Raw genomic sequence first — 14,032 nt, forward strand, 5'->3', positions numbered from 1 at the left:
TTCTTTTTTTTGTGGAAATTTCCTAAGTAATGACAGTGCTAGAAAAATTGATCTCTCGTTTCAATAGTAAGATTTTTATTTATTTTCTCGTTGCAATAACAGCAATCTATACGCTGGTTTTTACTTTTTTGCATAATCTCCGGTCAGATGGCTATATTTTAGGAGACTGGCTGGTAAATTATCAGGACGGAGGTTTTAAAAGAAGAGGACTTTCCGGAAGTTTCTTTTTCATTTTGCAGGACTTTACAGGAATAAAACTGAATATTTTGGTGTATTGTTTTCAGTTTACGATTATTTCTCTGTTCTTTTACTATTACTTTAAACTTATACAATATAAAGAAGCAACCTTCCTGTATCTTTCTCTGCTCCTTTCTTCAATAGGTTTTGTCGGGTTGTTGAATTGTGTGGACTATGTTGGAAAAAAAGAATTTATTGTCTTTTTTTTATTTGCATTCTTTGTCTATTTGACAGATAATAACAAGCTTACCAGGATCCGGGAATGGGGATTTTGTATCGCTCTTTTTGTATCCACCTTATTTCATGAAGTTACCTTGTTTTTTCTCCCGTATTTTCTGATAACACTATATCTGAAATCTGGAAAGCTAGAAATTGCAAGATATTTAAAATATATTCTCGCGGTTTTTATTCCGGCTGTTTTGCTTTTGCTTTTTGGAAAGGAGATTAATGAGGGGCAATCGTTGAATATTTTAAAAGAAAGAGGAGTTGTATTTACGAGAGGAATATTTTTTTGGGATATAGATGAAAGACAATATATATTAGATCATTTTAATGAATATAAACTGTATATTTTAAGTTTAGGAATAAGCATTTTTCATATTGCATTTTATTTAAAATACTTAGCAGAACGAAAAATAATATCCATCCTCCTGATAGGAGCTTTTTTATTTTCCCTGCCTCTTTTTTATCTGGCAATCGATTGGGGAAGATGGATGTATATCCATATGATGTTTATCATAATTCTTTTTGGTCTGTTACTGAAAAAAACGGACTCAGCATATAGCTCAGAAACAATAATTATTAATAAAAAATTTTATGTAACGCTGCTTATTATAGTTTTCTCACTCATTTATCGTGTAGAGATGTCGGGAAGAGGTTTTACATTCGAAGGGTTGTTCTACAGGATATGTATAGCACCACTGGATTTATTAAATAAAATGCTCTAAGCAGACCTATATAATAAAAAAGCTTTACTTTTGCAAAAAATTTTTAGAATGTCGAAAAATTTAGTAATCGTCGAATCACCGGCAAAAGCAAAAACTATTCAGAAGTATTTAGGTAAGGATTTTGAAGTGAAATCCAGTTTCGGACATATCCGGGATTTGCCTAAAAAAGGAATGGGGATTGACTTGGCTACCTTCAGTCCCGATTACGAAGTTTCTGCTGACAAGAAAAAATTGGTAACAGAATTGAAAGCCGCGGTGAAAAAAGCCGAAATGGTTTGGCTGGCTTCCGATGAAGACCGCGAAGGAGAGGCTATTGCATGGCACTTGGCGGAAGAATTGAAACTGAAGCCGGAAAACAGAAAAAGAATCGTCTTCCATGAGATTACTAAAAATGCCATTCTAAAATCAATTGAAAATCCAAGAGATATAGACCAGAACCTAGTCAATGCTCAACAGGCGAGAAGGGTTTTGGATAGAATCGTAGGTTTCGAAATGTCTCCGGTTCTTTGGAAAAAAGTAAAACCGGGATTATCTGCAGGAAGAGTACAATCGGTTGCGGTAAGATTAATTGTTGAAAGAGAAAAAGAAATCCGTGAATTTGTACCCAAAGCAAGCTTTAAACTGGACGGAATTTTCTTAAATAAAGCTGCACAGGAAATTTCAGCAAAGCTTAAAAAGGATTTTGATAAAGAAGAAGATGCGGAAAATTTCCTGGAACAGGCAAGAACTGCTGAATTTAAAGTTTTAAACGTTGAAACCAAGCCGGGAACACGTTCTGCTTCTGCGCCATTTACGACTTCTACCTTGCAGCAGGAAGCTTCTTCAAGATTAGGATATAATGTGACCAACACCATGCGTCTTGCACAAAGACTGTATGAAGAAGGATACATTACTTATATGAGAACGGATTCGGTAAACCTTTCTCAGGAAGCTATAGAAGGTGCAAAAAAACAAATCATCTCAGAATACGGAGCAGCATATTCTTCACCAAGAAATTATACCACTAAATCTGCATCGGCTCAGGAAGCTCACGAAGCAATTCGTCCGACAGATTTTGCCGTGACAAGTATCGGAGATGCTCAATTAAACAGATTATACCAGTTAATTTACAGAAGAACCTTGGCTTCTCAGATGGCCAATGCTAAAATTGAGAAAACAATAATTGAAATCGGAAATGCAAAACTTCCCCAGTATTTTGAAGCACAGGGCGAAGTAATCATTTTTGATGGTTTCTTAAAAGCTTACGGAATCGTAAAAACTGAAGATGATGACGAAGAAAACAACGAAAAATTGCTTCCGAAAGTAAGCGTTGGAGAAATTTTAGAGTATAAAAAAATTACGGCAACAGAAAAATTCACAAGACCAAGCGCAAGGTATACGGAAGCCGGTTTGGTAAGAAAGCTTGAAGAATTGGGAATAGGTCGTCCGTCTACATATGCGCCGACCATTCAGACCATTCAAAACCGTGAATATGTTGATAAAAGAGAAATTGAACCGCAAACGAGAGAAGTGGTAAAAATTTCTTTGGCAAAAGATAAAATTAAAAAAGAAGTCCTTGAAGAGAAATTTGGAGGGGATAAAAATAAGTTCGTTCCGACGGACACCGGAGAAGTAGTAAGTGATTTCTTAACAGATAACTTTAAAGAAATCTTAGATTACGGATTCACGGCAAGAGTAGAAGAAAGTTTCGATGAAATTGCCAACGGTGACCAGAAATGGAAAGAAATGATGACGGATTTCTACTCAAAATTCCATCCTAGAATTGAAGATGTAGAAGAACATGCAGAAAGAGCAACAGGAGATCGACTTTTGGGTGTTGATCCTAAAACCGGTAAAAATGTCCACGCAAGAATCGGAAGATTTGGAGCGATGATTCAGATCGGAGAAACGGATGATGAAGAGAAACCAATTTTCGCATCATTAATGGCTGGACAGAATATTGCAACCATCACTTTTGAAGAGGCTCTGGAACTATTCAAACTTCCATTCGATTTAAATGAAGTTGACGGACAGCCTGTTTCGGTGGGGGTCGGAAGATTCGGCCCTTATGTGAAGTGGGGTGAAACTTTCATCAGTATTCCAAAAGGTGAAGATCCGCTTTCAGTAGATCAGAAACGTGCAGAAGAAATCATCAATGAAAAGAAAGTTGCGGATGCTCCAATTGCTACCTACAAAGGTGAACCTGTAACAAAAGGGACGGGAAGATTCGGACCTTTCATCAAATATCAAAGTATCTTCGTAAACGTTCCGAAGAGATATGATTTTGAAAATCTTTCTCAAAGCGATATCAACGAATTGATTGATGCTAAACTGGAAAAAGAAGCCAACAGATATATCCAACAGTGGGAAAAAGAAAAAATTTCCATTGAAAACGGAAGATGGGGGCCTTTCATCAAGTTCGGAAAGGCAATGTTCAAAATTCCGAAAAAAGCAGATGATACCAAATATGAGAGCGAAGAATTGAAAGACGTTTCTCTTGATGAGGTTAAAAAATGGATTATCGATCAGGATCCGAAAGCTTTTGCTGAAAAGAAAAAGCCTGCTGCGAAGAAAGCTGCTACGACTAAAAAGGCGACGACAGCAAAGAAAACAGTTGCCAAAAAGAAATAAATTAAAAAAGCACAGACCAAAATCTGTGCTTTTTTCTTTAGATACATTATGCTAGTTTAATGGTTGTTTTCAATACTTTTGAACTTTCAATGTTTTTATGTTTTTCATCCATTTCAAAGCGATGTTCATAGGCTCTTCGGAGTTTGAGAATGCAGTATTATGTCCTAATGCTGGAAATAATTTATACTCATAGCGCTTACCTTTTGCCTTTAATGTATTGAGATGTTCAATAGATAAGTTCACTGGAACTTGGATGTCTTTGCTTCCAAAAATCCATAGCCCAGGAACTGATACTTTAGAAAGAGCATCTAATGGATTAGTGTCTGTAAACTCATATTTGTCCGGATCATTCATAGTGTGTTTTCTGGCGTCTTCATCCGTATGTGTATCCCAGAAATTTGAATTCCCGTTGGTGTAAAACTGAAACCGAAGTTGTTCTTTTACCGTTATCAATGCGCCACTAAATATAGTCATGAATTTGACTTTCTTGTTTTTCTCTGCTGTCAAAGGAATGATCCATCCGGCCTGGCTTGCTCCAATTAAACCTATAGGAATTTTATTGTTTGATAAATCTTTAGATAAAACATCTACTGCTGCACTCGCATCCAGAGATAAAAGAGTAAGATTGGAGGCGTCAACATTATTGGTTCCGACTTCGGGTCCTGCATAAATACCTGCAGATTCTCCGACGCCACGTTTGTCATACGTTAAAACAGCAATACCATTTTTTGCCAGAAGTGTCGCAAATTCTGTCATTCTTTTTTCCTGTCCGGATCCATGAACCATTACAACAGCTGCAGAAATATGCTCCGGTGTGAAAATTGTTCCAGAAAGCGTGTCTCCTTCACTTAGAAATTTTATATTTTTAGTCGTAAAGTTTGGAGGAATTGCGAATATGTGATTGATAGTACTTAAAAGAAATAATATGAGAAGCAAATTCCTGCAAATTGTTTTTGTATTTATAATGTTTTTACAATGAGCCAATTTATCTATAGCTATCATTTTAGTTTATCTTTTATTAGTGTAGTGAAATTTTGTGTTCATTATATTCAATTGTTCTTTGGTAAACTATATTTTTAGTTTTTTAAAATTGCTTTGATTGCATCTGAGATTTCAAATATCTTTCCGTTATAATTGTTTCCTAATAAGATAATAGTGAAATTCTCATCTAGATCAGAAACTAAAATCGCTTCATAACTTCCTGCTCTTCCATCATGAGAATGCTGAATCAAATGTTTATTTACAAATTTTGCTTCGCCTAAAGCAGATTGGGTATCTTCTTGATGAAATTGTTGACCTAATTCATACAGTGAATTTTCATTGATTAATTTTTTTGAATGAAGACAATTTGAGAATTTTAGCAGATCATTTGTAGTTAAGAAAGTTCCTCCAATTAAAAAATCTGGCTTATCTTCGATATGCTTGTTGTTATATCCTTTTGCAATAAACTTTACATTATCAATAGGTGTAATTTCAGATGAATTCATTTTACATGGTTTGAAAATGTATTTTTTTGCATATTTTTTATAAATCATTCCTGTAATTCTTTCAATAATAAACTGTCTTAGAAAAACATTATTCATGTTGTAATCGTATTGAGTTCCTGGAATAAAATCTAGTTTGTCGACTGATTTTAAATCATCAAAAACATCTTGATTGCTTTTAATTTTTTTCCAGTTTACATTAGGAAGCCCACTTGTGTACTGTAATATATCTTTTATCGTAACTTCATTTGCCCATTTTGGTAATTCCGGAATAAATTTGGAAACCTTATCATCTAATTCTAATTTACCCTGTTCCTGTAATTGTAACAAAGCAACGGCACTAAATTCTTTAGTAATTGAGCCAATATTAAATTTATAATCGGGTGTTAGTTTTTGAGTTTTTGTAGCATCTGTAAAGCCAAAGGAAGCATTGTAGATTGTATTATCGTTTTTTGCGATCAAAACATTTCCATTAAAAATGCCAATTTGGCTTGAGTGCCTCATTAAGGAATCAATTTGATTGATTTGTTTTGTTTGACCAAATAGATTATTTATTGTAATTAAGAAAGTAGCTATAAATGAAAGCAATGATTTATAATATTTCATGTTTAAGTTATTAGAATGCTTTTTTTAGATTTCTTTTGTTGATGATGTTAATCATTCAAATATAGTAATGTTCTTATTAAGAATTTGGATAAATGAAAAATTATCCTGAAGGAGCAGGACACTGCTTAGACTCGTTTCTTCTAAATTAGCTTTCAAATAAATGCAATGGAAAAACCTTTCACCCGCAAAGAATTTCTGCAAACTTCAGCTTTAGGAATGGCGGCCGTATTTTTCGGATCATCATTTACAGGTTTATTATCTTCAGAAGAAAAGCCCTATTTCAACTTAAAACCAATCGGAAGGCAACTTGCTTTGGAAGGGTACTATATTTGGTGTAGCTCTCCGATTTGGGGTGAAGACGGAAAAGTTCATCTTTTTTATTCCCGATGGAAAAAAGAAAAAGGAATGGGAGGCTGGCTCAACGGTTCTGAAATTTGTCGTGCAGAAGCAAATTCTCCATTTGATAAATTTGAACATAAACAAGTCATTCTGGCGCCAAGAGGTGAAGGTTTTTGGGATGCAACGACTTGTCACAATCCTTTAATTAAGAAAGTTGGAAATCAATATTTGCTATTTTTCATGGGAACTTCCAACGGAAAAACAAATACCAAAAGAATTGGATTGGCAACCTCAAAAAGTTTGGATGAAGAATGGGCAAGACCCGATCAGCCTTTGCTTCTTCCAGGAAAAGAAGGTTCATGGGACGATCATTGTACGACAAACCCGGCTTTCGTAAAAGGGAATGACGGAAAATATTGGCTGTTTTACAAATCCTGGAACACGCATGAATATGAAACTCAAAAAGGACCAATTCGCGGAAACAGAAAATATGGTTTAGCAAAATCAGATTCTCCAACGGGACCTTATGTGAAAGTTTCGGAAAACCCGGTGATTGATTTTTCATCATTACCAAATAATGCGCAATTGGAAGATGCTTTTGTCTGGAAGCAAAAAGGGAAATATCATATGGTTGCCCGTGATATGGGATTTTTTAACCATGAATATGGTTTGCACTTAACTACAAAAGATGGAATTCACTGGTCACAACCGGAGATCGCCTATCTTAATATGAAGAGCTACATCACAGAACCGGTTCCTCCCAAAAATCTAAATCGATTCGGAAGATTGGAACGGCCAATGATTTTACTGGATAAAAATGGAGAAACGCCGAAATTTTTATTCGGGGCAACGCAAGGTGGCGAATTTGAAACATCCACAACTTTTGTTTTTGAAATAATGAGTTCTAAAAATTAGAATGGATTATACAAATTGCTGAAAATTTGTTGCTGTTTTTTAGAATAAAAATGGGACAGGATTTTAAGTTGATGGGGTTTTTTGTAAGTTTGTGGAACTAATGCGGATTATACATGAACTTCGAAGATTTTATCATTTCACCAAGAAATTTCAAAACGGAAAGCTGGCAAATAGGAAATAAGATTGCCAAAGACATCAAGGAAGACAGTATTGTTCTTCTTTTTGTTTCGGATTACAGGGGAGCGAATGGGGATGCCGAAGTGCAGGATTTTACAGGAATCAGAAAAGAATTTTATAAGCTTTCGCAACTGGATTTTGAAATTCCGGTTGTGGATCTTGGGGATTTGGTTTCGGGAAAATCCGTTCAGGATTCTCATTATATCTTACAGGAAGTGTTATCGGCTTGTCATTATAAAAGAGCAATCCCGGTGATTATTGGAGGTTCTAATGACTTTGCATTTTCGCTTTTTTCGGCACTTAATTTTCATACAAAAAATATTAATTATACTCAAATCAGTAATATTATTTCTCTGAAACAGGGTGAAATGATCAACGAACATACTTTTTTAAGCAAAATTTTTGGAGCCAAGAATTTTTCTATTAAAAATTATCATCATTTAGGGTATCAAAAACATTTAAATGAGGTAGATTCTGTAAGATTAATTAAAGAAGTGGAGTTTGATATTATCCGTCTTGCTGAAATGATGAATTCCACAGAAAAAACCGAACCTTTCTTCAGAAAAGCGGACTTAGTGACGGTGAATTGTGATGCAATAGAAAGTTTCAGTGAGCCTTTTTCTATGAATCCACAGGTGAATGGTCTGAACAGAAGGGAAATCTGTGCTTATATGAAGGAGATCGGCCTGAGTGAAAACCTGAAATCCGTAGGAATCTTTAATTACAATATTTATTCTGAAAATCAGCTGAATCACCAGCTTTTGGCACAAATGATCTGGTATCTGATCGAAGGAATTAATATTCAAAAGTCTCATCCGAAAGAAAGACATTACGAAGTCTTTTATGTTTTGGTGGATGACCGTCAATATGCTTTCAAGCGTGATACTTTCAGTAACCTTTGGTATTTTGGAGAGGATGAAAATATAGAAAACTGTATTCCTTGTTCAAGAAAAGATTTTGATGAAGCCAAAAGAGGCTGGCTGAATACCCGGCTTACGAAAATTTAATCTATGAAAAACGTTCCCTCAAAAATTTCCATCATTGTTCCTGTTTATAATGTCGAAAATTATTTGGCAAAATGTCTGGACTCTTTGGTGAATCAAACCTATCAGAATATTGAGATTTTGGTAGTGAATGATGGAAGTACGGATGATTCAGGGAAAATTATTAACGATTTTTCGGTAAAATTTCCGGAAAAGATTAAATCTTTTTATAAAAAAAACGGTGGACTAAGTGACGCCCGAAATGTTGGGATTGATAACGCAATCGGAGACTATATAGGCTTTGTAGATAGTGATGACTATGTTCTGGAAACCATGTTTGAAGAAATGCTTGGTCTTGCAGAAAAGCATTCCGCTGAAATGGTAATCTGCAATATTCAGAAAGTGGATGAGAGAGGAAATGTTATTCAAAAGCTGACGCAGATTCCCAATATGCCCGAAAAAATAGATCTTGAAACCCATTTTTCTGTTTTTTCGGATATAAGTTACTTTGCATGCAATAAATTATTTAAAAAAGAACTTTTCGAAACCAAAAGATTTAAACAAGGAATTTCTTTTGAAGATATTCAGCTGATTCCGCAATTGCTTTTGGAGTGTAAAACTATTGCCCAAACCCAACATTTTCATTATCAGTACCTGGAGCGACAGAATTCGATCTCAAAAACCCATACTGAAAAAGGACTGGATATTCTTCAGGCTGTTGAGGACGTAGAAGTTGCTTTTGAAAAATCCATATATTCTCATAAGAGAAAAGAGCTCAAAAACTTTCATATTTTGGAAGGTATTTATACCTTTCTGGCTTACCTTGCTTTTGTAAAAGATGAGAACTTATTTTATGAAATGAGTGATAAGCTTGATGTTTTCAGGAAAAAAAAGGGAGTTAAAATTAAAGATATATTAAGTTATAGTCGTTTTGATAGAAATTATATTTTATCTTTGTCTGTAAGGAAGAAAATTTTTTATTTGCTGTTTTTTGCAGGGCAGAAAAAGCTGATAAGAAAATTAGTATAAACACAAATGCAGGCGAAGTAATAATTAGATGGTGAATCAAGATTAAATCTCATTTGATTCTTTAACACTGTAAATGCCTGAACAATAAAGAATGCAGAGTTTTGAGCTGTTCTTAGTGGGAAAAGGAATTTCTATTTTTTACATAAAAATAGGGTTAGGTTTCTTGTTTTCTTTTTTAATTACTTATTTTTCCATTCCTACCATCATAAAAATTTCCAGAAGAAAAAATTTAATGGACGAACCGGGAATCAGGAGCTCTCACCTGAGAAAGATTCCAAACCTTGGCGGAGCTGCTATATTTTATTCTATCGGAGTCTGTGCCTCTATTTTTGCGTATGAGCTCTTCGAGCTTTATAAGTTTTTATTTGCATCACTGGTTATCCTACTTTATGTTGGGATCATGGATGATATTGTCGTAATGAGGGCTTATAAGAAACTCATTGCACAAATTGTGGTGTCTTCATTGATCGTAATCGGGTCGGATATCAGAATTAGAAGTCTTTTCGGGATTTGTGGGATTTATGAAATTAACTACTATGTGAGTGTGGTCTTCAGTATACTTACTTTTATTGTACTCATTAATGCATTCAATCTGATCGACGGAATTGATGGTCTGGCTGGAGGTTACTCCTTAATATGCAGTGCTCTATTCGGGATCAGTTATTATCGACTGGGAGAATATAATTATCCTTTGGTTGTTTTTTCTGCTGTCATTGTGGGGTCAGTGTTGGCATTTTTATATTATAATTTATCCAATTACAGGGCTACCAAGATATTTATGGGAGATACGGGATCTATGCTGTTAGGATTTCTGCTTGCATTTACCAGTATTTGCTTTATCGATATTTTTATTGATAAGACAGATCCTGCCGTGCCTCGCTATCATCTGCCTGCAGCTCCGGCTGTGGCTGTTGCAATTCTTATTTTACCCATCGTAGATACTTTAAACGTTATGATTGTAAGGCTGATTAATGGGAAATCTTTGTTTAAGGCAGATAAAAACCATATTCACCATAAGCTTTTAAGGCTTGGTTTTACCCACAGAAGATCTACTTTTTATATTATTTCTTACTATCTTTTCATAATCATTATTGCAAATTACCTTAGGCATATCAATGTAGGTCTGTTGTTGATTATTGTTTTGTGTTTAGGGTTTATTGGTGCATATTTACCAAATTTTGTATACTATTTAAGAAATAATGTAAAGAAATAGTTTTAATTTTTATTTTTGCAAACAACTTAAATCTGATGAAGAATTATAAAAATTTATTCCTTTTGTTACTGGCTTTTGTTATGACGTCTTGTATCACTACAAAAGAAGTACGATATATGCAGCCCAATGAAAGTTTGGTTATTAATGAAGAAGGACTTGTTCCATACAATATACCGGTATATCGGATTACCAAAAACGATATCCTTAACTTGAACATTATTACAACTCCTAAAGGAGATGCTGCTCAGTTTTACTCAACGTATAATACATCGGGAGGAGCAAATTCCGGGCAGGTGGCCAATAATGCCATGACAAGTATAAATAACACTAACGGAAGAAACGGAGGTAACCTGAATTTCTATTTTAATGGTCTTAAAGTAGATTCAAAGGGCGATATCAATGTGTTTGGAATAGGTTATATAAAAGCTGAAGGAAGAACTATTGAAGAGGTAACCCAGGAAATCCAACTGAAGGTAAATGAAAACTTCCAGGATGGAAAATCTGAAGTGCGTTTAAATACGGACGGTATTACCTATTATATTCTTGGAGATGTAGAAACTACAGGAATTACAGGAGAAAAAGTGGCCCATAAAAATACACTTACCATTACAGAAGCTCTGGCGATGAATGGTGGTCTTAACAGAACGGTTGACAGAAAAACTATTGTGATTCATAGAAAACTTCCGGAGGGAATCAAGATTGCTAAAATAGATCTTACCCGTGAAGATGTGATGAATTCACCTTATTATTACGTTCAGAATGGTGATGAAATTTACCTGAATACAAGAGCGAAAAGCCTGAATGGTTTTGGAAAAGACCCTATACAGACTATAACAACAGGGGTTTCTCTTCTTACGACAGCTTTGTCTATCTACTTACTTATAAAAACACTGTAATCATGATTCCTGAAAAATATGTGAGTCTAGCGAAAAATGATTCCTCAAAAGATAGAAGTGGAGCTTTTTCTTTATTTGATATAGAAAATTTCATAAGAAGAATCATAAAAAACTGGTATTGGTTTGTACTGATGTTTTTTCTTGGATACAGCCTTTCCTGGGTGTATAGTAAATATTATGCACAAAATATTTATGCTTCCAATCTGTCCTTAAGTGTTTCCAACAATACGGCAAGTTATTTTACGCCTAATCAGTCTATTAACTTTATCTGGGGACAAGGAGGTAATCAGGACGGGATTTATCTTAAAAAAATGCTTTTATCCAGGTCTCATAATGAATTTCTGGTAAAAGAATTAGGCCTTTTTGTGAACTTTTCTACAAAAGGGACCTTAAAATCTACTTATTTAGATAAAAATGATTCTCCGGTCTTTTTAGAGATTGATAGAAAACATTTACAGCAGGTGAATTACCCTATTACCTTATTACCAAAGGGAAATAATTCTTATGAAGTAGTATTGCCGGAAGAAGGTCATTCAGGGAATTTATACAATTATGAGATAGAAGGATTTCAAAATATTGCCGAATTCCCAAAACCGGCCAATAAAACAATAAAATTAAATGAATGGTATACTTCTCCTAATTTAAGATTTAAATTAGTGCCCAATCCTGTTACACCAAGCATAAAGCTGGATAATATTATTGTGAACTTAGAAACGGTAAACCAGACGGTAAACGGTATTGTTTCAACCATTAATGTTGATTTTGACAAAGAAATCAACACCATTATGATTATTACAAAAACAGGATTTAATCTGAATGGAACGGTTAACTTCCTGAACAAATCTGTGGCTGAACTTCAGAAGAAAAGACTGGCGGATAAGAATATCATTAATAAAAATACAGATGTCTATTTACAGAACAGCTTGAACGAAATCAGAAAGAAACTGGATTCGAGCGCTTCGGTACTGAACTATCTGAAGACTTCTGAAAAGCTATATGACATTAAAGACAGAGATGAAAAGTCTTTGAACAAAATAAAAGACCTGGAAGCTAAGAAAGCAGACCTTCTGAGTAAAGTAAACTCATTGAATTCTATCAGAACAACGATCGATAATCAGAACTTTGACAGAATGATCAGTACGGGAGCAGCAGGATTTGAAGACGGCTTCTTTAGTGCATCTGTATCTGAACTGAAAGCACTCTATCTTAAAAGAAGAGAAATGGCTTCCATCTATAAGCCCAATTCTGAACCTATGATTGAAATCAACAGGCTGATTAATGAAGCTAAATCCGGTTCGGCAAATTCTTTAAGAAGTTATTATACCCGTTATTATGATGAAATTAATAAAATTGACAGAGAAGTAGCAGACGCAAATTCTGATCTTGTCGCTTATCCTGAAAAAGAAAGAAAATATCTTGATGCAGAAAGGGGGTATAACATGATTGAAGCTACGTATAACAGCTTGTTGGGAAGACAAAATGAAGCGCAAATGAAAGTGGCTACCAACCAGTCGGATATAACGGTGATTGACCCCGCTAAAAATTTGGGACAGTCGCCTGTAGGACCCAATAAAAAAGGAACTGAGCTAGGAATTATAGGAGGGTTTTTATTTTTACCATTACTGTTTATTTTTGTAGGAGAAGTTCTGGATAATAAAATCAGAAATATTAAAGAGCTCTTAAGTGTTACCAAAATACCGCTACTAGGAGTTATCGGAAATAATAATAATGAAAATATGCTTACCGTTCTTCAGTCTCCGAAATCTTCCGTTTCAGAAGCATTTAGGGGAATAAGAGCCAATATCAGATTTTTATTAAACGAAAACCAGAAAAGCAAGGTGATTTTGATTACTTCTTCTATTGGAGGAGAAGGAAAAACATATGTTTCAATTAATTTAGCTTCTGTATTAGGGTTGAGTGATAAAAAGACCATTTTACTTGGAATGGATTTGAGAAAGCCTAAGATTTTTGGAGACTTTAATATTGATAACAAATACGGAATTTCTAATTACCTTACTGGTGAAGTGTCTATAGACCAGATTATTAATAGTACAAAGATTCCTAATTTAGATGTGGCTACCTCAGGGCCTATTCCTCCTAATCCTTCAGAACTTTTGATGAGCGAAAGAAATATTGAGTTTATTGAAAAGCTTAAGGAAATGTATGATTTTATCATTATCGATTCTCCGCCGGTGGGATTAGTAGCAGATTCCTATGAATTAATGAAATACTCTGATGCTAATATTTATGTAGTTCGTCATGAATATACCGAAAAATACATGCTTAAAATGATTACTGAGAAATACCATAATCAGGAAGTAGGAAATTTAGGGCTTGTTTATAACGATTATAATACGAAGCAAGGTTATGGCTATGGTTACGGCTACGGCTACGGCTATGGTTACGGCTATGGTTATGGCTATTTTGATGAAGATAAAAATTATAAAGAACCACTATTAATCAGATTAAGAAATAAAATACAGCAAATATTGGGAAAGAAGTAATATTTTAGCATGCTGTAATAAGTGAATTGTTGAAATGAATTTCTTCTTTATGCAGAAAAAGAAATATTTTGAGGACTTTGCCGTTTACTTTA

At 34.5% G+C, this 14,032-nt stretch carries 10 protein-coding genes; 8 read left to right on the forward strand and 2 right to left on the reverse strand.

What is annotated here, in order from left to right:
* Positions 1–29: 29 nt before the first annotated feature.
* Both MKS83_RS16740 and topA read left to right on the forward strand, forming a co-directional pair.
* Positions 30–1,184 carry a hypothetical protein gene (locus MKS83_RS16740; protein WP_240580547.1) on the forward strand — a complete coding sequence of 385 codons (1,155 nt, stop codon included), beginning with the start codon at positions 30–32 and terminating at the stop codon, positions 1,182–1,184.
* 48 nt (positions 1,185–1,232) lie between these two features.
* The gene (gene topA / locus MKS83_RS16745; RefSeq protein WP_240580548.1) at positions 1,233–3,794 is read left to right on the forward strand and encodes a type I DNA topoisomerase; all 2,562 of its coding nucleotides are present in this window, start codon (positions 1,233–1,235) and stop codon (positions 3,792–3,794) included.
* Between the two features lie 69 nt (positions 3,795–3,863).
* Here topA and MKS83_RS16750 read toward each other — a convergent pair whose 3' ends face one another.
* Entirely contained in the window at positions 3,864–4,796 is a 933-nt protein-coding gene (locus MKS83_RS16750) for an alpha/beta hydrolase family protein (RefSeq protein ID WP_240580549.1), read from the reverse strand.
* A gap of 74 nt (positions 4,797–4,870) precedes the next feature.
* Positions 4,871–5,884, reverse strand: coding sequence for a serine hydrolase domain-containing protein (locus MKS83_RS16755; RefSeq protein ID WP_240580550.1), 1,014 nt, complete (start codon positions 5,882–5,884; stop codon positions 4,871–4,873).
* Between the two features lie 165 nt (positions 5,885–6,049).
* On the opposite strand from MKS83_RS16755, the gene MKS83_RS16760 reads away from it, so the two are divergent.
* The 6 genes from MKS83_RS16760 to MKS83_RS16785 all read left to right on the forward strand — a co-directional run bounded on the left by MKS83_RS16760 (position 6,050) and on the right by MKS83_RS16785 (position 13,940).
* Positions 6,050–7,138, forward strand: coding sequence for a glycoside hydrolase family protein (locus MKS83_RS16760; protein WP_240580551.1), 1,089 nt, complete (start codon positions 6,050–6,052; stop codon positions 7,136–7,138).
* 113 nt (positions 7,139–7,251) lie between these two features.
* Complete coding sequence (locus tag MKS83_RS16765) at positions 7,252–8,322, forward strand: formimidoylglutamase (RefSeq protein ID WP_240580552.1); 1,071 nt, start codon at positions 7,252–7,254, stop codon at positions 8,320–8,322.
* Between the two features lie 3 nt (positions 8,323–8,325).
* Positions 8,326–9,327 (forward strand): glycosyltransferase family 2 protein, encoded by a 1,002-nt coding sequence (locus MKS83_RS16770; RefSeq protein WP_240580553.1) that lies wholly within the window; start codon positions 8,326–8,328, stop codon positions 9,325–9,327.
* A gap of 91 nt (positions 9,328–9,418) precedes the next feature.
* The gene (locus MKS83_RS16775; RefSeq protein WP_240580554.1) at positions 9,419–10,540 is read left to right on the forward strand and encodes a glycosyltransferase family 4 protein; all 1,122 of its coding nucleotides are present in this window, start codon (positions 9,419–9,421) and stop codon (positions 10,538–10,540) included.
* 35 nt (positions 10,541–10,575) lie between these two features.
* Positions 10,576–11,436, forward strand: coding sequence for a polysaccharide biosynthesis/export family protein (locus tag MKS83_RS16780; RefSeq protein ID WP_240580555.1), 861 nt, complete (start codon positions 10,576–10,578; stop codon positions 11,434–11,436).
* Positions 11,437–11,438: 2 nt separating this feature from the next.
* The gene (locus MKS83_RS16785) at positions 11,439–13,940 is read left to right on the forward strand and encodes a polysaccharide biosynthesis tyrosine autokinase (RefSeq protein WP_240580556.1); all 2,502 of its coding nucleotides are present in this window, start codon (positions 11,439–11,441) and stop codon (positions 13,938–13,940) included.
* The last annotated feature ends 92 nt before the right edge of the window (positions 13,941–14,032 follow it).

This window comes from Chryseobacterium sp. Y16C (assembly GCF_022488405.1).
Lineage (GTDB): Bacteria > Bacteroidota > Bacteroidia > Flavobacteriales > Weeksellaceae > Chryseobacterium > Chryseobacterium geocarposphaerae.